The sequence below is a fragment of the Flavobacterium sp. genome (assembly GCF_027484945.1).
Classification (GTDB): domain Bacteria; phylum Bacteroidota; class Bacteroidia; order Flavobacteriales; family Flavobacteriaceae; genus Flavobacterium.
In genome coordinates, this window is record NZ_JAIXRZ010000059.1 from 1 (window position 1) to 23,787 (window position 23,787).

Annotated in this window: 22 protein-coding genes; 15 read left to right on the forward strand and 7 right to left on the reverse strand. The window is 38.4% G+C overall.

All coding sequences use genetic code 11. The annotated features are described in order from the left end of the window. Positions 1-855 (forward strand): AIR synthase-related protein (locus tag Q0039_RS07990; RefSeq protein WP_297511472.1); only part of this gene is annotated, 855 nt, incomplete at its 5' end. A 3-nt stretch (positions 856-858) separates the two neighbouring features. Further along, a complete protein-coding gene (locus Q0039_RS07995; protein WP_297511475.1) occupies positions 859-1,290 on the forward strand; it encodes a hypothetical protein in 432 nt (143 codons plus the stop codon). 38 nt (positions 1,291-1,328) lie between these two features. Here Q0039_RS07995 and Q0039_RS08000 read toward each other — a convergent pair whose 3' ends face one another. The 5 genes from Q0039_RS08000 to crcB are packed head-to-tail and all read right to left on the reverse strand — an operon-like array spanning position 1,329 to position 5,558. Continuing rightward, on the reverse strand, positions 1,329-2,411 hold the full coding sequence (locus tag Q0039_RS08000) for a peptidylprolyl isomerase (RefSeq protein ID WP_297511477.1): 1,083 nt from the start codon (positions 2,409-2,411) through the stop codon (positions 1,329-1,331). Between the two features lie 25 nt (positions 2,412-2,436). Then, entirely contained in the window at positions 2,437-3,552 is a 1,116-nt protein-coding gene (locus Q0039_RS08005; RefSeq protein ID WP_297511479.1) for a peptidylprolyl isomerase, read from the reverse strand. 8 nt (positions 3,553-3,560) lie between these two features. Beyond that, positions 3,561-4,115, reverse strand: a complete 555-nt coding sequence (gene gldI / locus Q0039_RS08010; RefSeq protein ID WP_297511481.1) for a gliding motility-associated peptidyl-prolyl isomerase GldI — start codon at positions 4,113-4,115, stop codon at positions 3,561-3,563. Between the two features lie 9 nt (positions 4,116-4,124). Next, a complete protein-coding gene (locus Q0039_RS08015) occupies positions 4,125-5,129 on the reverse strand; it encodes a bifunctional oligoribonuclease/PAP phosphatase NrnA (RefSeq protein ID WP_297511483.1) in 1,005 nt (334 codons plus the stop codon). Positions 5,130-5,186: 57 nt separating this feature from the next. Continuing rightward, positions 5,187-5,558, reverse strand: a complete 372-nt coding sequence (gene crcB / locus Q0039_RS08020) for a fluoride efflux transporter CrcB (RefSeq protein WP_297511485.1) — start codon at positions 5,556-5,558, stop codon at positions 5,187-5,189. 183 nt (positions 5,559-5,741) lie between these two features. Here crcB and Q0039_RS08025 point away from each other — a divergent pair, with 183 nt between their 5' ends. From Q0039_RS08025 to yidC, 7 genes are all read left to right on the forward strand, one after another. After that, complete coding sequence (locus tag Q0039_RS08025; RefSeq protein WP_297511487.1) at positions 5,742-6,311, forward strand: methyltransferase domain-containing protein; 570 nt, start codon at positions 5,742-5,744, stop codon at positions 6,309-6,311. Between the two features lie 147 nt (positions 6,312-6,458). Next, positions 6,459-7,988 (forward strand): glutamine-hydrolyzing GMP synthase, encoded by a 1,530-nt coding sequence (gene guaA, locus Q0039_RS08030; protein ID WP_297511489.1) that lies wholly within the window; start codon positions 6,459-6,461, stop codon positions 7,986-7,988. 25 nt (positions 7,989-8,013) lie between these two features. Then, positions 8,014-9,954 (forward strand): LysM peptidoglycan-binding domain-containing protein, encoded by a 1,941-nt coding sequence (locus Q0039_RS08035; RefSeq protein ID WP_297511491.1) that lies wholly within the window; start codon positions 8,014-8,016, stop codon positions 9,952-9,954. Between the two features lie 2 nt (positions 9,955-9,956). Continuing rightward, on the forward strand, positions 9,957-10,358 hold the full coding sequence (locus tag Q0039_RS08040) for an OsmC family protein (RefSeq protein ID WP_297511562.1): 402 nt from the start codon (positions 9,957-9,959) through the stop codon (positions 10,356-10,358). Further along, the gene (locus Q0039_RS08045; RefSeq protein WP_297511493.1) at positions 10,358-10,585 is read left to right on the forward strand and encodes a DUF3820 family protein; all 228 of its coding nucleotides are present in this window, start codon (positions 10,358-10,360) and stop codon (positions 10,583-10,585) included. The genes Q0039_RS08040 and Q0039_RS08045 overlap by 1 nt, the downstream gene beginning before the upstream one ends. A 98-nt stretch (positions 10,586-10,683) precedes the next feature. Then, the gene (locus tag Q0039_RS08050) at positions 10,684-12,294 is read left to right on the forward strand and encodes a CTP synthase (protein ID WP_297511495.1); all 1,611 of its coding nucleotides are present in this window, start codon (positions 10,684-10,686) and stop codon (positions 12,292-12,294) included. Between the two features lie 35 nt (positions 12,295-12,329). Beyond that, entirely contained in the window at positions 12,330-14,219 is a 1,890-nt protein-coding gene (gene yidC, locus Q0039_RS08055) for a membrane protein insertase YidC (protein WP_297511497.1), read from the forward strand. 114 nt (positions 14,220-14,333) lie between these two features. Here the strand turns inward: yidC and Q0039_RS08060 are convergent, their stop codons facing one another. Continuing rightward, positions 14,334-15,347 carry a fasciclin domain-containing protein gene (locus tag Q0039_RS08060; RefSeq protein ID WP_297511499.1) on the reverse strand — a complete coding sequence of 338 codons (1,014 nt, stop codon included), beginning with the start codon at positions 15,345-15,347 and terminating at the stop codon, positions 14,334-14,336. Between the two features lie 266 nt (positions 15,348-15,613). Between Q0039_RS08060 and Q0039_RS08065 the strand changes: the two genes are divergently transcribed. From Q0039_RS08065 to sucC, 6 genes are all read left to right on the forward strand, one after another. After that, the gene (locus Q0039_RS08065) at positions 15,614-16,330 is read left to right on the forward strand and encodes a hypothetical protein (protein WP_297511501.1); all 717 of its coding nucleotides are present in this window, start codon (positions 15,614-15,616) and stop codon (positions 16,328-16,330) included. A 77-nt stretch (positions 16,331-16,407) separates the two neighbouring features. Further along, positions 16,408-17,598, forward strand: coding sequence for a tRNA 2-thiouridine(34) synthase MnmA (gene mnmA, locus Q0039_RS08070; protein WP_297511503.1), 1,191 nt, complete (start codon positions 16,408-16,410; stop codon positions 17,596-17,598). Positions 17,599-17,655: 57 nt separating this feature from the next. Further along, positions 17,656-19,257 carry a S8 family serine peptidase gene (locus Q0039_RS08075; RefSeq protein WP_297511505.1) on the forward strand — a complete coding sequence of 534 codons (1,602 nt, stop codon included), beginning with the start codon at positions 17,656-17,658 and terminating at the stop codon, positions 19,255-19,257. Positions 19,258-19,267: 10 nt separating this feature from the next. Beyond that, a complete protein-coding gene (locus Q0039_RS08080; RefSeq protein WP_297511508.1) occupies positions 19,268-20,206 on the forward strand; it encodes a nitronate monooxygenase in 939 nt (312 codons plus the stop codon). Position 20,207: 1 nt separating this feature from the next. Further along, complete coding sequence (gene pafA / locus Q0039_RS08085; protein WP_297511510.1) at positions 20,208-21,815, forward strand: alkaline phosphatase PafA; 1,608 nt, start codon at positions 20,208-20,210, stop codon at positions 21,813-21,815. Positions 21,816-21,999: 184 nt separating this feature from the next. Then, positions 22,000-23,193: an ADP-forming succinate--CoA ligase subunit beta gene (sucC, locus tag Q0039_RS08090; RefSeq protein WP_297511512.1), complete on the forward strand. Its 1,194-nt coding sequence runs from the start codon at positions 22,000-22,002 to the stop codon at positions 23,191-23,193. Positions 23,194-23,374: 181 nt separating this feature from the next. Here the strand turns inward: sucC and Q0039_RS08095 are convergent, their stop codons facing one another. Then, complete coding sequence (locus Q0039_RS08095; protein WP_297511514.1) at positions 23,375-23,779, reverse strand: DUF1456 family protein; 405 nt, start codon at positions 23,777-23,779, stop codon at positions 23,375-23,377. Positions 23,780-23,787 lie beyond the last annotated feature (8 nt).

Genomic DNA, 23,787 nt, shown 5'->3' on the forward strand with positions numbered 1-23,787 from the left:
ACAATAGGCCGAAATAAAAATTTAATACCCGGAGAGGTTATTGCTGCAATTATCAATGGAACGGAAGAATTGATTGATGAATTGCGGCAGTATGGCGTTACCATCCATTCTACTGGGGGAGAAACAGCCGATGTAGGGGACTTGGTGCGAACCATTATCGTTGATTCAACGGTTACCGCTCGAATGAAACGGAATGAAGTAATCGATAATGCCAATATTCAACCGGGTAATGTAATTGTAGGTTTGGCGAGCTTTGGACAGGCAACGTATGAAAAGGAATACAACGGTGGAATGGGTAGTAACGGACTCACTTCGGCCCGGCATGATGTGTTCTCCCATGATTTAACAACACTATTTCCCGAAAGTTATGATCCTGCTGTACCCGATGAATTGGTTTATTCTGGTACTGTTGGCTTAACCGATACTGTTTCAGGATCTCCGCTGAATGCTGGAAAATTAGTGCTATCACCAACCCGAACTTATGCGCCAGTTATAAAAGCGATTATAGAAACCATTGGATCGCAGCAAATAAACGGGATGGTACACTGCAGTGGAGGAGCTCAAACAAAAGTCCTGCATTTTGTCGATAAGGTTCATGTGATTAAAGACAATCTATTTCCAGTCCCGCCTTTGTTTCAGTTAATTCAAGAACAATCCAAAACCGATTGGAAAGAAATGTATCAAGTATTCAATTGTGGACACCGAATGGAACTGTATGTACAACCCGAAATCGTTGATACAGTAATTGCAATTGCTAAGCGTTTTGGAATAGAAGCACAACAAATCGGTAGGGTAGAAGCATCCGAAACTAAAAAATTAACAATTCAATCTCCTTACGGAACATTTCAATATTAAGGAATGATAATAGATCCAAAAAATGGCATCGCCGGTTTGTTGTTCGGAATGCAAACCCAACAGGTAGAATCTATTTTGGGAGCACCTGATCGCCAGTATCGGGATGAAGATGAAAATATAATTTATTTATATTCGGCCCATAAATTACGGTTGACGTTCTACGCCGACGAAGCATTTCGATTGGGCTATGCAATTACATCAAATAAGCAGGCTACGCTACTGGGGCATACTGTAATTGGTAAACCCTTGGATGAAATTCTAGAAGTTTTACCTTTTAAATCATGGGAAAGAGAGGATTTTGATTCCGTTACCAATCATTTTAACGAATCCAATTGGTTGACGCTCCAATCAGAATATGGTGAAGTAATTCGTGTCGAAATTGGAGCCATGATTGATGAGGTTACCGATGCTTTTCTATGGCGATTTAAAGTATAAAATTTAAAAAGGCAGCCGTAAATGACTGCCTCTAGGTATTATTTGGTGTTGATTTTTAACAATTCAACTTCAAAAATCAAATCGGCTTTAGGAGGTATTACCCCACCAGCACCACGATCACCATAGGCCAGTTGATAGGGAATGTAAAATTTGTATTTTGAACCTTCGGGCATTAATTGTACTCCTTCAGTCCAACCTTTAATAACCTGATTCAAACCAAAATCAATCGGTTGCCCGCGTTGTACGCTACTGTCAAAAATCTTTCCATCGGTAAGCATACCGGTATAGTGTACCTTTACATTGCTTGTTGCTAACGGTTTTTCACCCGTTCCTTCTTGTAAAACAATATAGCGAAGACCACTTGGAGTTACGTTACCCTTTTCAGTAAATTCTTTGAGCACTACTGCATTCGCAGCTTGACGCGCAGCTTCTGCTTTTTGTTCTTCGGCAGCAATTGCATTATAATAGTCTGCAAATACCTTCGGCGCGTCAAAGGCTTTGGCTGCTGCACCATTACGCATAATCGTAATTGTTTGAATTGCATCATTTTGAACAATTGCATTCACAACATCTTGACCTGTTATGATTTTACCAAAAATGGTATGTTTACCATTTAGCCAACTCGTTTCTTTATGGGTGATAAAAAATTGGGATCCATTGGTCTTCGGACCAGCATTAGCCATAGCCAAAATACCAGGTCCTGTGAATGTGTCTTCCGTGATTTCATCCTTAAATGCATAACCAGGTCCGCCCGAACCGTTGCCCAGTGGATCACCCCCTTGAATCATGAAATCTTTAATCACACGGTGAAATAATAAACCGTCATAGAATTTTTTTCCTTTGTAATTTTCAGAAACAAAAGGATGCGTACCTTCCGCGAGAGCCACAAAATTGGCAACAGTAATCGGTGTTTTTTGGTAATACAATTCCAAAAGCATTTTTCCTTTTGGTGTTTGAATTTCTGCAAATAATCCCTCTTTTGCTGCGGTAGTAGCCGCTTTAGTTGGGGTAGAGCTCGCTTTTACGGCGACTTTAGTTGTTTTCGGTGCAGTTTTTTTAGGCGCTTGTGCTTGCAATAATCCGGTACTCAATAGGAATATTCCAATCCATTTTAACATCATTTTCATGGTAATTGTCAATTTAATATTAAGGTTTATCAACTTGTATTTCAAATAGTATATCGGTATTTGGTGGAATTACATCACCGGCACCACTTTCACCATAGGCCAATTTTGAAGGAATGAATAATACCGCTTTTTCACCGTATTTTAATAATCCAACACCTTCTGTAAATCCAGGAATTGCAGCTGAATTGTCTCCCACTTTTAAAGGAAGAGGTGCATAGGCTTGCATCGCGTCTTTTTGGGCGTTATATTGACCAAATTTGCGTGCGGTTTCCCGATTGCTGGTATCAAATAACTTGCCATTTTCGAAAAATCCCGAATAATGAACACTTACGGCATCTCCTAATTTCGGTTTTTCACCTTTGCTTGGAGTTACAATAAAGTAGGCCAAACCACTTTTAGTTGTAATTGCTTTTGATCGTATAGATTGAAAATAAGCTTGTTGCTCTGCTTGATAAACCTTTAAATTGGCTTTGTCAATTGTCGCTTGTTTTTTTTGACGTTCAGCTTCAACTTTAAAGTAATTGGAAAATACTTTAACCGCATCAAATTTTTTGGCATCTTCCCCATTGCGAATAATGGTAACCGCAATAATTTTATCAAATTGCTTAATAGAATTTACTACATCCATGCCCTTTCCAATAACTTTTCCAAAAATCGTATGTTTATTATCAAGCCATGGAGTAGGAACAATCGTGATAAAAAATTGACTGCTATTGGTGGCAGCACCTGAATTGGCCATCGCTAATAATCCGCCTTGGTCAAACTTTAGATCAGAAAATTCGTCTTTAAATTTATACCCTGCATCACCAGAACCGGTTCCATCCGGATCACCCCCTTGAATCATAAAATCCTCGGCATCGCCGTTGTTTTTTGAAATCACACGATGCCAGCGCGTATTATCATAAACATTTTTCTCTTTCAACGCTTCACGTACAAATGGATTGGTCCCTTCGGCTAACGTGATAAAATTGGCTACCGTTACAGGTGCTTTTTGATAATCCAATGAAGCGATTATTGTCCCTTTGTCGGTTTCAATTTCGGCGTAAATACCGTCTTTTAAGTCGGCATGTTCATTTTTACAGCCGCTTAGTCCAATTGTGATTAGTGCGAGTAGTATCCCAAATCGTGTTTTCATAGTAAGTTTTATTTGTTTTCGGGTCGGAAATCAGTAAGCGTTACGCGGCAGATGATGGGTTCGTTGGTGCCAATTCTTCGGTCGTCTCCGTGGTACCCATAGGCCAAGTGCGAGGGGAATAAAAAAGTAACGGTTTCATTTTTTCGCATCAATTTCAAGCCATGTTGGAGTCCGGTAATAATAGTTTGTTTATCCACACGATAGGTTTGCCCTTTTAGTTCCAGATCGGAATAAATTACTTTTCCATCTAAATCTTTTATTTCATAATCGAAATAGGCTATATCTCCTTTTTTGGGGTGAAGTGTGTCGGTGGAGTTTTTATTTTCATAATAGTACCAGTAGCCTTTTTTTGAAGCAATGTACTGAATACCCTTGTTGTTTTTAATGATCGAGTCTATTTTGGTTTCTTCTTTTCGAATTAATTTTTTATTCCGTTCAACCGAAGCCTTCATAAAAGCTCCTGAAGAATGCGAAACAGGGCGACGTGCTTGTTGTTGTTGACACGAAAGCAGTGAAAAGAAAAGTAATGCAAAAGCGATTATGGGGAGCTTAATTTTTTTCATACCGTAAATTTAAGGTTGAATTTCTTTAACGAGTTGTTCAAAACGCAAGATGGTGTTTTCTAGTGTATCGGTTGATTTCCCTCCGGCAGCATTGATATGTCCACCACCATAAAAATACTTACGTGCAAATTGGTTTACATCAAAAGTGCCTTGCGATCGGAATGAGATTTTGATAATACCTTCATCCTTATTTTCGATAAAAATTGCCGTAAAATGTATGCCTTTTATAGTCAATCCATAATTAACAATACCTTCAGTGTCGCCTTTTACATGATTAAAATGCGTTAATTCTTCTTGACTTAACGTAGTATACGAGGTATGATATTCTGGAAGAACTTTTAAATTTTGCAAAGCACGTCCCATCAATTGCAGGCGGTCGTAGGAGTTGTTATCAAAAAGCAACGTGGGTATTTCGGTATTGGGTACACCTAAGTCGATTAAATCAGCTACAATACGGTGGGTTGTTCCTGTGGTTTTAGGATAACGAAATTGTCCAGAATCGGTCATAATCCCTGTATATAAACACGTAGCAATTGTTTTATCAAGTAAATCTTTTTTATCTAAATTGGCTATAAAATGATAGATCATTTCACAAGTGGAACCAAAGGAAGTATCAGAAAAGACATAGTTTGCATAGGTTCCGGGCAATTCATGATGGTCGATCATGACTTTTGGAGCGGTTATCGAATCCAGTACATATTCCATTTCACCTGTGCGCGACAAGGTATTAAAGTCGAGCGTAAATATAAGTTCTTGTGATTCCAAAAAACGGGCTATTTCGTGGCGGTCGTTTTCATAGATCATCACTTCATTACTACCGGGAAGCCAAGCTAAAAAATCGGGAAAATCATTAGGCGAAATAACTTGGGTTTCGTGTCCCATTTTTCTTAGAAAATAGGAAAGTCCTAAAGTTGATCCCATAGCATCTCCATCGGGATTACGGTGTGGGATTATGGCAATTTTTTTGGGTTGCGCCAACAATGCTTTTAATTCCTGGAATTCTTTTTCATTCATAGGTTGCGAAGGTACTAAATTTTACGAAATAAAAGAGGAATTCAGATGATTAGACGATTAGTTTTGGGATAACCACAAGCCAAGATAAACAGCAGCGATTCCTATTCCTACACTTCCCAAGGAGTAAATCAAAGCAGTAGCCCATTGGTGTTGTTGTATCAATTGAATATTCTCCAGGCTAAAAGCGGAAAAAGTAGTATAGCCACCACAAAATCCGGTTACTAAAAACCATTTCAAATTGGATTCTATTAACGCATTTTTAGTTAAATAACCCACAATTAAACCCATTAGTAAACAACCAATCCCGTTGGTTAGAAACGTGGCAAGTGGAAATGAAATTGCAACTTTTTTTTGAATCCCAATACTCGTTAGATAACGTAAAATACTGCCAATGGCCCCGCCAAGTCCAATATAAATTAGTGTTTTCATAAAAATAACTTACGTAAAGTGGTAGTGTTAATCGTAACGACCAAGGTACTATTTTTTTATAAATCCCACAGTATTCAAGAGATGAATCAATTTATAACGTTTATCCCTCCTATGAATGCTTTAAATAAAAGAATTTAAATTGTTCCAATTAAATACGATATATTTGAAAAAACGAATAGAGCAATGCTACAACGATCTTGGAAAAATAAACTAAAATGGTTTCGAAAGCGATTTACTTGGAATTATAAATATGCCATCGGCAAATGGAATGCTATGGGAAAAGAAACCGAGCGCTATGAAACTATTGTAGATTTTATCAAAAAAACAGGAATTGCACAACCACGTATTTTGGATTTGGGTTGTGGCTATGGTGCTTTATTGGATTATTTAACCCCCGATTCCTATTCCGATTACCTTGGAGTCGATTTATCGCATACGGCTATTTTAAAGGCAAAAGCAAAAAAATATCCCAAAGCAAATTTTAAAGTAGCCGATTTACATGCATTTACACCCAATGGAATGTATGATGTTATCCTATTTAATGAAGTTTTGTATTATTTGGATAATCGCAATGCTTTGGTGGCGCATTTTGTACAATTTGCCAATCCCAATGCAACACTTATCGTTTCGTTATACAATTTAAAAGAAGAAATTGTAATCGAATTATCCCAAAGTTATCACTTGTTGGAAACTAAAGTGGTCAACGAGACAGCCCGAACTATTGTGTGGGGTATCCATTGGTTTCGTCTGTAATTAGGGTAAAAACCAACCTGTATCGGTTGATAAAAATTATTTTTTTAGCTAGTTCCAGTGCGAGAATACGGCATAAAATGTCTAATTTTGCATGCGTTTTAAGGAATGAATTCATCTTTTTTTAAAACTAAGGCAACACAACTATATATGCAACACAACGTACTTATTTTAGATTTTGGCTCGCAATACACTCAGTTAATTGCACGAAGGGTTCGCGAACTCAATATTTTTTGTGAAATCTTCCCATTTAATCAAATTCCAAGCGACCTCTCAAGCTATAAAGCGGTCATTCTTTCTGGTAGTCCATATTCTGTTCGTGCAGATGATGCGCCCCATCCGGACTTGACTCAAATTCGAGGTAAATTGCCCCTGTTAGCAGTGTGCTATGGTGCTCAATATTTAGCGCATTTTAATGGTGGTGAAGTGGCACCAAGTGCTATTCGTGAATACGGCCGGGCCAATTTAACGTACATCAATGATGAAGACGATTTTTTTGAAGAGATTGCGCTGAATTCGCAAGTATGGATGAGCCATAGCGATACGATCAAACAATTGCCTACCAATGGAGTGCGTTTGGCAAGTACTAAAGATGTTGAAAATGCCGCTTATCGAATTGTGGGCGAAAAAACGTATGCAATACAATTCCATCCAGAAGTATATCACTCAACGGATGGTAAACAATTGTTGGCTAATTTTTTAGTTAAAATCGCTGAAGTTCCACAAACGTTCACCCCCAATGCTTTTGTTGAAGAATGTGTAGAAGGAATTCGGGAACAAGTAAAGAATGATAAAGTTGTACTCGGTTTGTCAGGTGGAGTTGATTCTACGGTAGCCGCGGTACTTTTAAATAAAGCGATAGGTGCAAATTTGTATTGCATCTTTGTTAATAACGGGTTACTCCGTAAAAATGAGTTTGAAAATGTATTGAAGCAATACCAAGGAATGGGGCTCAATGTAAAAGGGGTAGATGCTTCGGCACGTTTTTTGTCTGAATTAGAAGGGATTAGTGATCCCGAGACAAAGCGAAAAACGATTGGTCGGGTATTCATTGAAGTATTTGATGATGAAGCCAATCAATTGACGGATGTTAAATGGCTGGCTCAAGGTACAATTTACCCCGATGTTATTGAATCGGTATCGGTTAAAGGACCATCGGCTACCATTAAGTCCCATCACAATGTTGGGGGATTGCCCGATTTTATGAAATTACAAATTGTGGAGCCGCTACGGATGTTATTTAAAGATGAAGTTCGCCGTGTAGGTGCTACCCTTGGAATTGATCCTGAGTTGTTAGGAAGGCATCCATTTCCAGGACCCGGATTGTCAATTCGAATCTTAGGGGATATTACCCCCGAAAAAGTGCGTATTTTGCAAGAGGTAGATGCTATTTTTATTGATGGTTTGAAAACGCATGGTTTGTATAATAAAGTGTGGCAAGCGGGTGCGATTTTGCTCCCGGTTAATAGTGTTGGAGTTATGGGTGATGAACGTACTTACGAAAAGGTAGTTGCTTTACGTGCTGTGGAGTCTACCGATGGGATGACCGCAGATTGGGTACATTTGCCTTATGATTTTTTAATGAAAATTTCCAATGAAATCATCAATAAGGTGAAAGGGGTAAACCGTGTGGTTTATGATATCAGTTCAAAACCTCCCGCCACTATTGAATGGGAATAGTATAAACCTTCCTAAAAATAAAATTATGCTGAAAAGAGTTGTTTTAGGGCTATTGGTTTTGGTTTCTTTGACGGTTACAGCGCAAACGAAAAAGCATACCGTATCAAAGGGTGAAACGGTCGTTTCGATTGCTCAAAAGTACCAAGTCACTCCTTATGACATTTATAAGGTAAATCCAGATGCAAGGAATGGAATTCAACCGAATATGCTTTTGGTTATTCCTCCTAATGCAGTCTTTCCAAAAACTCCTGTAAAATCAACCCAAAATTCACCTCAGACCGCAGTAGCAGTTAAAATTACGGTTCCTAATACCCATACCGTATTGGCGAAAGAAACGCTATTTAGCATCGCTAAAAAATATGGTTTAGAGAAAGGCACCTTAGAAGCACTTAATCCAACATTAGCTGTAAATGGACTTAAAGTTGGACAGGTTTTAGCTCTAAAAAAAGGGGTTACAGTTCCTAAACCTTCGACAGCTCCAGCTTTGATTCCAGCTGCCTCAACCTCAGAAATTACCTATATTGTAAAAGCACAAGAAACTAAATTTGGCATTGCTAATGGGTATGGTATTTCCGTCGATGAACTGGAAGCACAAAACCCAAACATCAAAGATGGATTACCAATAGGAGCCGTTTTAAAAATTAAAAATGGGCAGATAAAATCCTCCGAAAAACCAGCGCAAGAAAAGCGAGGTGCAACTTTAGAATATCTGGTAAAAGCCGATGAAACCCTATACAGTTTATCGAAAAAATTGGGTTTATCCGAAGCGGCATTGATTCGGATGAATCCCGAATTGAAAGCGGGATTACAAGAAGGGATGGTACTTAAAATTCCCGATCAAATTTCTTTTGTTAAAGAGCGTTTAGATGCAGGAATAAAAGATTTATCCCAATCGATATCCCGTCAGAAAAGAAAAGAAGTGGTGTTGTTTCTTCCATTTAATGCCTCTCGTATACAAAATGATACGGTAACTGGAGTAGCAGAGCGACTGAAAAAGGATAAGTTTTTGAATTTGACTTTGGATTTTTATTCGGGTGCAATGATGGCTATAGATTCGGCTAAAGCAATGGGAATGAATGTTAATATTCGCATTTATGATTCTCAAGAATCGCGAAATTCTACGGTTGCCTTGGATTATATTAAAAATGAAGATTTTTCAAATACCAATGCGGTTATCGGACCCTTTTATCAGGTGAATTTAGAGCGGGTTGCAATGGCTTTGGAGTCTAAAAATATTCCGGTAATTTCACCTTTATCACGTGAAGAGGGAAAAGGCTTTCCTAATTTATTTCAATCCACTCCATTGCCTGATGCTACAAAAGCAGCCATGTTAAATTATTTGCAATCCAAAAATGGAAATATCATCGCTATTGTTTCGCCAAAAAAACAATCCATGCGCGACTATTTGCGGGACTACTATGATGGAGTCAAAATTGTAGGGGTTTCTGATAAAGGTTTGGTAATTGCCGATAGTATTAAAAAACATTTTGTTAAAAACCGAATGAATTATGTGATTTTGGCCACGGAAAAAACGGGGGCTGTAATGACAACCACCGCGGCAATGATTGCAGCTCAAAAAGATTATCCCGTCCAATTGGTGATTTTAGAGCCTAATGAAACATTGGACTATGAGGAGATTCCGATTGAACGACTGACTAAGTTAAAGTTAATGTATCCCTCAGTTACCCGTGAAAACGATTCCAATTCGGCCCGTCAGTTTGAACTCGCGTATCGTAAGAAAAATAAAGTTTTCCCCAATCAATATGCCATCCGCGGATTTGATTTAACCTTTGATACGCTCGTTCGATTGGCCCAAGACAAAGCGTTTGAAGAAACTTTAGATGAAGTAACAGAACATATAGAAAATAAATTTGATTATGCTAAAAAAGTCGCTGGTGGCTATACCAATAATGGAATTTATATTCTTTACTACGATACCGATTTAACGATTAAACAGGCAAATTAATGATCACATCAAAAGTTACCTATTTAGGTGATTTGCGTACCTCTTCAACGCATATTCAATCTGGGAGTGTTATTTTATCGGATGCACCAGTCGATAACAATGGAAAAGGAGAAGCTTTTTCTCCTACAGATACAGTTGCAAATGCATTAGCGAGCTGCATGTTTACCGTTATGGGGATTAAAGCACGTGATTTGGGTGTGGATTTTTCGGGTGCTACTGCTGAGGTTACTAAAGTTATGGGAACTGATCCACGACGTATTGTTGCTATTCAGGTTGTTTTCTCAATGCCTCTAGATCCCGATGAAAAAATAAAGACAGTGTTGGAACGCACTGCTATGACTTGCCCTGTATTTTATAGTTTGCATCCCGATATTGAAAAAGACATTGTTTTTCATTGGAAATGATGAAAGATAATCAGGCTTTTTTGATTGAATTAGCGCATGCAAAAATGCCCTATGGTAAATATAAAGGCAGTTATTTGATTGCTTTACCCGAATATTATGTGGTATGGTTTCAAAATAATCGTTTGCCAAAAGGAAAATTGGGCGCCCAGTTGCAATTAGTTTACGAATTGAAATTGAATGGAATGGAACATTTAATTCACAACATTCAAAAAACGAATCCGAAATAGGTGCGTAATTGGAAATAAATTCAGCTTTAGTCCAATTAAAATAACAGATTAGTTTGTAATTTAGCCCCGATTTTTACAACAACACAACACACTACATAATGAATACTACAAAGTACATCTTTGTCACTGGCGGGGTAACTTCGTCGCTAGGAAAAGGAATTATTGCGGCTTCTTTAGCAAAACTACTGCAAGCTCGAGGTTACCGCACCACGATCCAAAAATTTGATCCCTATATCAATGTCGATCCTGGAACCTTAAATCCCTATGAACATGGAGAATGTTTTGTAACCGATGATGGGGCAGAAACCGATTTGGATTTAGGGCATTACGAGCGGTTTTTAAATGTACCTACCTCACAAGCGAATAATGTTACTACAGGCCGGGTTTACTTATCGGTCATTGAAAAAGAACGCCGTGGGGAGTTTTTAGGAAAAACGGTACAGGTAGTTCCGCATATCACCAATGAAATTAAAGAACGGATGCAGTTGTTGGGTCAATCGGGTGATTTTGATATTGTAATTACTGAAATAGGGGGTACCGTTGGAGATATTGAATCGTTACCCTACATTGAATCGGTTCGTCAATTGGTTTGGGAATTAGGAGAGCATAACAGTATTGTTATTCATCTAACTCTAGTACCTTATTTGGCTGCTGCCGGTGAGCTGAAAACCAAACCGACACAACATTCTGTAAAAACTTTAATGGAAAGCGGTATAAAAGCGGATATTTTGGTATGCCGAACCGAACACGAATTGTCTTCCGATTTACGTCAAAAGTTGGCTTTGTTTTGTAATGTGACAAAGGAAGCGGTAATTCAATCGATTGATGCCAAAACAATCTATGAGGTTCCCAATCTCATGTTGGAAGAGGGGTTGGATGTAGTTGCTTTGAAAAAATTGGCGTTACCCGAAAAATCAGCTCCCGATTTAAAACAATGGAACGAATTTTTAAGTCGCCATAAAAATCCAAAACACACCATAAACATTGGTTTAGTGGGTAAATATGTCGAGTTGCAAGATTCGTATAAATCGATTTTGGAAGCACTAATTCATGCGGGTGCTGCCAATGAAACCAAAGTAAATGTTGTTAGTGTTCACTCTGAATACATCGATGCTTCAAATGTCAAAGATAAATTGAAAGGAATTGACGGTATTTTAGTTGCTCCAGGTTTTGGCGAACGCGGTATTGAAGGTAAAATCGAAACGGTGCGTTATGCCCGTGAACAAAAGTTGCCATTTTTTGGAATTTGTTTGGGAATGCAAATGGCGGTAATTGAGTATGCGCGCAACGTTTTGAAATTAGAAAATGCAAATTCAACCGAAATGAATGCTGCAACTCCCCACCCTGTAATCGACCTCATGGAGAGTCAGAAGAATGTTACCGATAAAGGCGGTACGATGCGTTTGGGTGCCTGGAAGTGCAATCTAAAATTAGACACATTGGCCCATAAAATTTATGGCAAAGACCAAATTACGGAACGTCACCGTCACCGTTTTGAATACAACAATCAGTATGCTGATGCCTTGCAAAATGAGGGATTAGTTAGTTCGGGTATCAATCCAGATACGGGTTTGGTTGAAATTGTGGAGTTGGAAAATCATCCGTTTTTTATCGGGGTGCAATACCATCCAGAATATAAGAGTACGGTTGCAAATCCACAGCCAATTTTTGTTAGCTTTGTAGCCGCAATTGTAAATCATAAAAAGTAAACCGTCGATAGCAATCACGGTTCAATTTAGAATCAATGGAAGAAAAGAAATTTGACAAGAATTCGATCATCGGATTTGCCCTCATTTTCATCATAGTGATGTGGATGATGTATAACTCCCGTGAAAACGAACAGAAAGAGGCAGCTGCCAAGTCCAAACAAGAACAGATCGATAAACAACGTAAATTAAAAGAGGCCAATACAGAACAAGTAGTAAAAGCGGTAGATACTACGGCTAGCGATACGGCCAAAATCCAGCAATTATCGGGTGCTTTAGGTGAATTTGCCTATTCTGCTACCTTACCTTCGGCAAAAGACACCACTACCGTTTTAGAAAATGATTTGGTTAAATTAGAAATCGCCAACAAGGGGGGGTATATTGCTCATGTGGTTTTAAAGAAGTTCACCAAATTCAAACGTGATTCAGGGCAATTGGTTGAAATTATTAAAAACAATAATTCCAATTTTAATTTAGAGTTACAAACTTCAGATAATAGGGTATTCAATACAAAAGAAATGTATTTTGAACCCCAACTGACCAAAATTGGGGATGCACAAGTTTTATCCATGAAATTAAAAGCGGGTCCCAATGCTTTTTTGGAGTACAAATATGTATTGAAAAACGACTATTTGTTGGATTTTGATCTGCGTTCTCAAGGATTAAGTCGCGTGTTGAATCCATCAAAACCGGTTAATTTAGATTGGGATATCAAAACCTACCGCAATGAAATTAGTATTCCCTATGAAAACCGTTATACGGAAACCATTTTTGAATATGAAGAGGGTAAAGATGATTATGTAGGTCAGGGGACTGGAAAAGAAGAAAACCCAGAAGCTGTAACTTACGTGGCCTACCGTCAACATTTTTTTGCATCGATTTTAATGAGCAAAACGCCATTTAAGTCGGCAAAACTCACTTCTGATGATTTGGTTAATGATGCTAAAATAGATACTGTTTTTACCAAAAAATTAACGACTAAAGCACCATTAGCGTTAACCAATGGCGAATTGGATTATAAAATGAATTGGTATTTTGGTCCAGCTGATTATAAGTTATTGAATAGCTATGATCGTAATTTGGATGAAGTAGTACCCATGGGTTGGGGTGTTTTTGGTTGGATTAACAAGTTTATTTTTGTGCCTTTATTTGGTTTGTTAGGGGGATGGATGTCGTTTGGTTTAGCGATTATCATTTTCACCATCTTAATCAAATTGGCAATGTCTCCAATTACATTTAAATCGTTCCTTTCACAAGCGAAAATGAAAGTGTTGCGCCCTGAAATTGCCGAATTAAATGAAAAATTTAAAGATCCGGTTAAGCGCCAACAAGAAATGATGAAATTATACAGTAAAGCGGGCGTTAATCCGATGGCTGGTTGTATCCCCGCTTTGATACAATTACCTTTTGTATACGCTTCATTTCAATTCTTTCCAACAGCAATAGAGTTACGTCAAAAAAGTTTCTTATGGGCTGATGATTTATCGTCTTTTGACCAGATACTTAAGTTACCATTTAACATCCCTTTGTATGGAGACCATGTGAGTTTATTTCCAATATTGGCAGCAATTGCGATTTTCTTCTACATGAAAATGACTTCTGGTGATAATGCAGCTATGGCCCAGCCTCAACAAGAAGGGATGCCCGATATGGCGAAAATGATGAAAATCATGATTTATGTTTCGCCGATTATGATGTTAATCTTCTTCAATACTTATGGATCGGGATTGAGTTTGTACAATTTTATGTCTAACGTAGTAACTATTGGAGTAATGTTGGTAATCAAAAAATACTTTATCGATAGTGATAAAATTCATGCTCAAATTCAAGAGAATAAACAAAAACCAACGAAAGAAAGTAAGTTTCAAAAGCGTATGCGTGAAATGATGGAGCAAGCGGAAGCGCAAAAACGATTGAATAAAAAATAAGGATTAGTTTCGAGTATTAATTTATAGGTATAAATTAAATAACTTTAGAATTAGTATTAAAAAAAGGGCTGCTCGTTATGAGCAGCCCTTTTTCTATATCAATATAGAGCGAGATTATAACTGTGGTTGTAATACGCGATCAACACCGTGGATAACTCCATTTGAACATTGAACGTCCGCTTGGAATACACGTGATAAATTGTTTGCAGTATCTCTAATATCAACTGTTCCAGTACCTAAAATTACGGTTACGTTTTGAGCAGGAGAAGTAATCATTGGAACCGATTGGTTGTTTGTCAATTGATTCGAACGCACATTCCCAGCGCCAGTTACGTGGTATTGTAATACTGTAGTTACTTGAGCTGCTGTAGCGCCAACTGCAAATCCTGTTCCGGTTGTTGCTGCAGTAAAAGCTGCATTGTTTGGTGCAAATAAAGTAGCTGGAGATGATGCAGGAATTCCAACTAGTGCATTCAATACCGCACTTTGATCACCAAAAGCACCACTAGTACTCGTTACTACAGCTTGTAATGTATCAAACGATGGGTTAGCAATTACATGATTTACTAAAGTAGGAATAGCAATTACACGATTTACAATGTGAATTACTCCATTATTTGCCTCAACGTCAGCAGTTGTAACAACTGCACCACTGTTAGCAATACCACCGTTTAAAGTTACGGTACCTCCTGATTTCTGTACAAACATACTGATAGTTGGTGAATCAGTGTTTGTATTAATTGGAGATAAAGTAGAAACGTAAGTTGCCGTTGGGATTGCTGCACTAGCAATTTCAGCACCAAGAACGTGGTTTAATAAAATATTTTTTAAAACAGGTACAGGTACATCGTTTACCGATGCAAAGCCATTAGCAGTTAAGAAAGTAGAAAAAGCTTCATTGGTTGGAGCGAATACGGTGAAAGTCCCGCTACCACTTAAAGTTTCTGCCAAACCTGCGCGGTTAAGTGCAGCAACTAAAGATGACAAGTTAGAAGTTCTTTTGGCAATTCCAGTAATAGAATAATCCAATTGGATTGAATCTTTAAATTCATCATCGTTGGAACAAGAGGTGATTCCAAAAAATACTACTGCAAAAAGTGCAATCAATTTTAATGTGTTTGTTTTCATAGAACAATTGTTAAAGTTATGGTACGAATATACAGCTTAAATTGTTTAACAAAATCATTTAAACAATAAACAAAAATGAGTTTATAGATTATTTAACGATTTTGTTTAACGATATATAGCCCTAAATTAAAGCTTTAGTAAAAATTAACTTCATTTTCGTTAAACAATTTAAAATTAAAAAATGTAGGAAAAAACTTCTTACGATAATCAATCTAAATTTTTAAAACTGTACAATTTTTAGTTACTTTGGGTGTTATTAAAAGTGTATGGTACGTAGTTTGATTTTAATTTTAGGTATAGTTCAATTTGCCTTTGCTCAAGAAAGTAATAGTCTTGATGCTAAGGGGAAAAAACATGGTTTGTGGAAAGGGGTTTATGCTGATACCAATCGACCGCGCTATGAAGGTACCTTTGAACACGGAAAAGAAGTTGGTGTATTTACGTATTTTGACAATACTAATGCAGGGAAGGTTATTGCCACCCGAACGTTTGATCCCAAAACCAATTCCTGTTACACCATTGTTTTTAATCAAAATGGTAATAAAGTAAGCGAAGGTCAACTCGTCAATCGAATGGAGGAAGGTGAATGGAAGTATTATCATGAAGATTCACCGCAACTCATGACACAGGAATTTTACAGTAAAGGGAAGTTAAACGGTATTCGTAAGGTATTTTATAAAAATGGCAATTTAGCAGAAGTTTGTGGCTATGAAAAGGGTAAGCGAGACGGCATTTATCAAAAGTTAACAGAAACAGGAATAATTTTAGAAGCGAGTACTTACAAAAATGGAGAATATGACGGTCCTGCAACGTTTCGAACTTCTGATAATAGTATTGCCGCAAAAGGCAACTTTGTTAAAGGTAAAAAAGAAGGAATTTGGGAAGTGTTGGAAAAAGGAAAGCTAATTAAGGTGAATATGAGTAAACTCAAAGTTCGAAAATTTGAGAAAAAGCCTGTTACCCGAGAGGAAGACCGCGATTAAGGGTTTTATTGTATAAAACGAATGGTGTAATTTTCATCACTTTTGATTTTGCAGTACCTTTGTATCAAATTTAAATTATGAAACGTGTCGTTGTCGGATTGTCAGGTGGCGTAGATTCGAGTGTTGCTGCTTATTTATTGAAAGCGCAAGGCTATGAGGTCATTGGCTTGTTTATGAAGAACTGGCACGATGAAGGGGTTACGATTTCAAATGAATGTCCATGGTTAGAAGACAGTAACGATGCATTACTTGTAGCGGAGAAACTCGGAATTCCTTTTCAAACCGTAGATTTAAGTGAGGCCTACAAAGAACGTATTGTTAACTATATGTTTAGCGAATACGAAAACGGGCGCACTCCCAATCCCGATGTATTGTGCAACCGAGAAATCAAGTTTGATGTCTTTATGAAAATCGCACTTTCATTAGGTGCGGACTATGTTGCTACGGGACATTATTGCCGAAAAGGCACATTAGAGAAAGACGGAATTCAATGGCATCAATTGCTGGCAGGTGTAGATGAAAATAAAGACCAATCGTATTTTCTTTGTCAGTTATCGCAAGAACAATTAGCAAAAGCGTTATTTCCGATCGGTGAGTTAACCAAACCACAAGTTCGCGAAATTGCGGCAAAAATGGAGTTGGTAACTGCCGAGAAAAAAGATTCCCAGGGATTGTGTTTCATTGGTAAAGTTCGCTTACCCGAATTTCTTCAACAGCAGTTGCAACCCAAAGCGGGTGGTATTATTGAAATACCATCTTCACACGAAATTTATCAACAAGTTCCGCCTAATTTTGAGTCGAAAGAAGCTGCCCTTCGTTTTTGGGCAACCCCAATTCAATATGAGGAAACAATGGGTAAAAAAGTTGGAACCCATCAAGGCGCGCATTTTTTTACTATAGGTCAACGAAAAGGATTGAATGTAGGAGGGACGGTTGAGCCTCTCTTTATCATTGCTACCGATGTGAGAAGTAATATCGTTTACACAGGGCAAGGGCACTCCCATCCGGGATTATTTCGCAAAGCATTGCAAATACAACCCCACGAAATCCATTGGGTTCGAGAAGATTTATGCCTTCAAAACGGAGAGTCAATAGAGGTAGAGGTTCGTATTCGGTACCGTCAACCTTTACAAAAAGCAACGCTATTTCAGTTTGAATCAGGTTTGTATATTGAATTTAATCAACCCCAATCTGCAATTACAGAGGGACAATTTGCCGCATGGTATAAGGGGCAAGAGTTACTGGGTTCGGGGGTAATTTCTTCCTAATCGTTTACCGCAGTAGCTATTTTTATTTGTACTTTTGAAAATTAGGATAATGTAATTATGCGAAATATTTTCTTCGTTTTTCTCTTCGTATTTCAGTGGATTACTGCTCAAGAAGATGCGCGGATTTTTTTTACCGATAAGCCGAATGCGCAATTTTATATGGATAATCCGCTATCGATGTTAACCCAACGTGCTTTAGACCGGCGTATCGCTCAAAATATTCCCCTCACTTTAAATGATGTACCTCTAGAAAGTTCCTACCGCGATGCAGTTATAAACGCTAACGGAATTGTTTATAAAGCCGAATCAAAATGGATGAATTGTGTACACGTTCGTGGATCGGTTCAAGATATACAGGCCCTTTTGTCCTTACCTTTTGTACATCATATTGAGTTTGCTAACCCTGCCCTGAACGCTAAATCGAATAGTGCTCCTTTAAATCAATTAAGTACATACAAGACCAACGAAGTTCAAACGAGTTATAATTACGGCAATGCAACTACTCAGGTACAGATGCTCAATACACAGGTTCTGCATCAAGCAAATTTTACGGGTACAGGCAAAGTGATTGCTGTTTTGGACTCAGGATTTTTAGGCGTCAATACAGCTGCTCCTTTTCAACGGCTATTCACCAATAATCTCCTGCTAGGTGGCTATAATTATGTTTCTCAAAGTTCGGATATTTTTAGTCTACACAATCACGGTACTTTAGTGCTTTCTGCAATGGGTGCTTATTCAGAAGGACAGTTAGTGGGCACCGCGCCCAGTGCTTCTTATTATCTTTTTATTACAGAAGATGTAGTTGAAGAAAATCCAGTCGAAGAGAGCTACTGGGTTCAAGCTGCTGAAGAGGCTGATCGTCTTGGTGCTGATATCATTACCAGTTCCTTGGGCTATTTTCAATACGATAATTTGAATTACAGTTATACCTATGCAAGCATGACCGGCGATAGTGCTTTTGCCTCTAAAGGCGTGAATATTGCCTTTAGCAAGGGAATGTTGGTTGTGGTAAGTGCCGGTAATTCGGGCAATTCAACGGAGCCTCATGTGGGTGTTCCAGCAGAAGCTACGCATGCATTGGCTGTTGGCGCTGTTGACTCGGCTGAATTTCGCGCCAGCTTTAGTTCCATAGGTCCTAGCTTTGATGGACGAATTAAGCCCGATGTTATGGCTTTGGGAGTCGGATCGGCGGTAGCTAATCCACAAGGTAATTTTACGTATGTTAGCGGAACCTCATTGGCTTGTCCTATACTTTCCGGTTCTATTGCTTGTTTGTGGAGTGCCTTCCCTCAGTTAACGAATCAACAGGTACTTGATTTGGTGAAACAGTCGGCTGATCGTTTTACCAATCCCAATAATCAATACGGGTATGGAATTCCCGATTTTAATTTGGCCTATGCCAATGCCTTGCATTCAGTATCATTTATGGATTCCCAATTCCAAATTGCACCGAATCCAGTAGGCGATCAATTCGCTGTTCATGGACTAACTTCCGTGGCAACGCTTCAATTGGTCAATGCTTTGGGGCAAATAGTGTTGGAACACGAAATACATCCCAACGAAAATATAGTTGCTGTTGATGCAATTCCTAGGGGAATATACAGCTATCAAATCAAACAAAATCATCACGTGATTACCGGAAAAATCATTAAAAAATAACCGGAAGTATATGAATAAAATCACCCAACTTTTTAACATTCAATATCCAATTATTCAAGGGGGTATGATTTGGAATTCGGGCTATAAATTAGCGAGTGCAGTTAGCAACGCGGGCGGACTCGGACTAATAGGCGCTGGGTCAATGTACCCTGAAGTGCTTCGGGAGCATATCCAAAAATGCAAAAAAGCGACCAATAAACCTTTTGGGGTTAATGTCCCCATGTTGTATCCCAATATTGAAGAAATCATAAATATAATTGTGGAAGAAGGCGTAAAAATTGTTTTTACATCTGCCGGAAATCCTAAAACGTGGACCGCATTTTTGAAAGAAAAAGGCATTACTGTTGTTCACGTTGTCAGTAGTTCAAAGTTTGCTTTAAAGGCGCAAGAAGCCGGTGTAGATGCAATAGTTGCCGAAGGTTTTGAAGCTGGTGGGCATAACGGAAGAGAAGAAACAACCACGCTTACGTTGATTCCTATGGTGCGACAACAAATCCATTTACCGTTAATTGCTGCAGGAGGAATAGCTACTGGACGCGGGATGTTGGCTGCGATGGTTTTAGGAGCAGATGGAGTGCAAATGGGGAGTCGTTTTGTAGCTTCAGAAGAGAGTTCAGCACATTCAAACTTTAAACAAACAGTAGTCAATACACAAGAGGGGGATACACTGTTAACATTAAAAGAGTTAGCGCCCGTAAGGTTGATCAAAAATAAATTTTTTCACGATTTGCAAACCTTATACGGACAGTGTCCAAGTGTAGAAGATTTAAAAGCATTTTTAGGACGCGCGCGCGCTAAAAGAGGAATGTTTGAAGGAGATTTAGAAGAAGGCGAATTGGAAATTGGACAAATTGCAGGATTGATTGATGATATCAAACCCGCAGCACAAATTATTGCCGATGTGATTACAGAATTTGAATTAGCAAAACAGCAAGCAACGCACTTATAAAATGAAAAACTACGCATTAATTCTATTGATTGTATCGCAATATTTATTCAGTCAGCAACGGCCTAAGTTGGTGGTTGGAATTGTAGTGGATCAAATGCGGATGGAATATTTATACCGGTTTCAAAACGATTTTTCAGAAACCGGATTTAAACGGATTATGAACAATGGTTTTACGTTTCATAACACCCATTTTAATTATATGCCAACGTATACTGCGCCGGGACATGCTAGTATTTACACCGGAGCTACACCTGCTGTTCACGGTATTATAAGCAACGAGTGGTTTAGTCGTACCAAAGGGAAAGAACGGTATTGTACAGAAGATGGTAGTGTTACCGTATTGGGTGAGCATACGAGTAAGGAAGGACTCATGTCTCCCAAAAATTTGTTGGCTACAACCATGACCGATGAGTTGCGATTGGGTACTAATTTCAAAGGAAAAGTAATTGGGTTAAGTATAAAAGACCGTGGTGCTATTTTACCAGCGGGTCATTTTGCCAATTGGGCCTTTTGGTATAGCAAAACCGGTAACTTTATTTCAAGTAATTATTACGGCGAAAAACTTCCCGGTTGGGTTGTCGATTTCAACGCCAAAAAAGGGTATATGAATTACATTAATCAAGGGTGGAATTTATTTAAACCGGTAACTACATATAATGAAAGTGATCCCGATGATTCCCCCTACGAAGGAAAATTGTATGCTGTTGAAAAACCTGTTTTTCCCTACGATTTGAAGGCTATGTACCAGAAAAATGATGCAGGTGTTTTGCGTTCGACACCCTTTGGGAATGATTATTTAGCCGATTTTGCGAAAGCAGCCGTTGCCAATGAAAACTTAGGACAAGATACGGTTACCGATTTCTTAGCCATTAGCTTTTCGTCAACGGATTATGTAGGGCATATTTTGGGTCCGCGCTCGATGGAATTACAAGATACCTATTTACGATTGGACAAAACCCTTTCCGATTTTCTCTCCTATTTGGATAGTACAGTTGGAAAGGATCAATATATGGTCTTTGTTACTGCCGATCATGCCTGTTCAGAAAATGCTGCGTTCCTACACGATCAAAAATACAATGTTACCAATCTTGACTATAAAACCATTGAAGCCGGTTTGAAGGAATTCTCGATTGCAACATTTGGAGTGGATTTGGTATTGAATTATTCCAATTTTAATGTTTATCTCGATACTTCAAAAATTAAAGAGAAACAATGGAATTATAAAGATGTTGAACAACAATTCAAGACGTACCTATTAGCACAAGATCATGTAAAAACAGTTTATACACAAGATGAGGTTGAGCATTTTTGTGCAGGGGATTATTATAAAGAAATGGTTGCGCGCGGCTATGATGTTCATGAAAACGGTCAACTGGTTGTTTTAGATAAACCAGGCTATATTGAGTATGGTCGAACAGGGACTTCACACGGCACTCCCTATGCTTATGATACCCATGCTCCGCTTCTCTTTTATGGGTGGGGGATTCGAAAAGGAGAAAGCCATGAAAAACGGTACATTACCCAAATTGCTCCAACCATCTGTCAAAAAATTAGCCTTACTTTTCCCAATGGGTCTGAATGTGAGGTGTTGCCCGAATTGTTTCGTTAATACTTTGTTATCCGAAACAAAAAATCGACTAAGACATATTTAAAGTAGGAAAAGGGGTAGCGCAAGCCGGCACTAAAATTCTTGCTAATTTGATGGGCAATTTTTTTTTGTTTAGGTCGATTTACTTACCTTTGTGCCTCAAATATCGGACCCGTTCTGAATACAACTAAACTTATTCTATATTATGAATATTCACGAATATCAAGGAAAAGAAATTCTCGCTAAGTATGGCGTTCGCGTACAGCGTGGTATTGTTGCCAATAATCCAGTAGAAGCAGTAGCCGCTGCAAAACAATTAACTGCCGATACCGGGACATCTTGGTATGTGGTAAAAGCTCAAATTCATGCTGGAGGACGCGGTAAAGGCGGCGGAGTGAAATTGGCGAAAAATTTAGATCAGGTAACCGAAATTTCAGAACAAATTATCGGCATGATGTTAAAAACGCCACAAACACCACCTGAAGGCAAGAAAGTTCATAAAGTATTGATTGCTGAGGATGTTTATTACCCAGGTGAAAGTGAAACGTCTGAGTTTTATATGTCGGTATTGTTAAACCGTGCTAAAGGAAGAAACATGATTATGTATTCTACCGAAGGTGGTATGGACATTGAAGAAGTGGCCGAGAAAACGCCTCATTTGATTTTTACGGAAGAAATTGATCCTAATATTGGATTACAAGGATTCCAAGCGCGTCGTATTGCCTTTAATCTAGGTTTGTCGGGAAATGCGTTCAAAGAAATGGTGAAATTTGTTGACTCTTTATATACGGCTTATGTAAACAGCGATGCTTCATTGTTTGAGATTAACCCGGTTTTAAAAACATCCGACAACAAAATCTTAGCAGTTGATGCAAAGGTAAATATTGATGATAACGCTTTATACCGCCAAGCATTAATTGCAGAAATGCGCGATATTCGTGAAGAAAATCCAATTGAAGTTGAAGCAAAAGAAGCCGGTTTAAATTATGTAGACTTAGACGGTACTGTTGGATGTATGGTAAACGGAGCTGGTTTAGCAATGGCTACAATGGACTTGATTAAATATGCTGGTTTTGAGCCTGCAAATTTCTTAGACGTAGGGGGAACTGCCGATGCTAAACGTGTGGAAACGGCTTTCCGTATCATTTTGAAAGATCCTAATGTAAAAGCGATTTTAATTAATATTTTCGGTGGAATCGTGCGTTGTGACCGAGTGGCGCAAGGTGTTGTAGATGCTTATAAAAATATGGGTGATGAAATTAATGTACCTATAATTGTGCGTTTGCAAGGAACCAATGCCGAGGTTGCCAAAGAATTGATAGACAATTCAGGAATGCCTATTTTATCAGCGGTACAATTCCAAGAAGCTGCTGATCAAGTGAAAGCCGCTTTGTCGTAAAATAAATTAATAAAAGTGAAAAATCCCGATAGCATTACGTTATCGGGATTTTTTTATTTGGGCGCTGTCCATGCTATCCGTTGCAAGTCCGTTGCCTCTGTAAACTTCGGCATCCGGGCTTTACACTACTATCCTTAGCGCAAGATAAGGAACGGATTTAGTGTCGTTGGTTGGTGTACAATCAATGCTCTTTTTTCTTCCCGTTTTTGTAATTGACTTTTTCAACAACTACAGGTTTGGCGTTGAATTTCTTCACCGGTTTTTTACCAAACGATTGGGGTTTAGCCGATTTAGGTTTTTCTTTCTTATCTCCTGCTGGTTGGGTTGATTTATGCGAGGCAATAACTTCCAATGGATTTTTAGGGGTTTCTTTGGTGCCGCGTAAATGAATAATTAATCCATTTAAAAAATTGCGTAAAATTTGATCCCCACAATCCATATATTTAGGATGATTGGTATCCCTAAAAAAGTTTCCCAATTCCCCTTTTGAAATGCGGAAATCCACGAGATCTAAAATTTCTACAATTTGATCATCCCGCAATTGCAGCGCCACGCGAAGTTTTTTAAATATATCGTTGTTATTCATTGGTCATA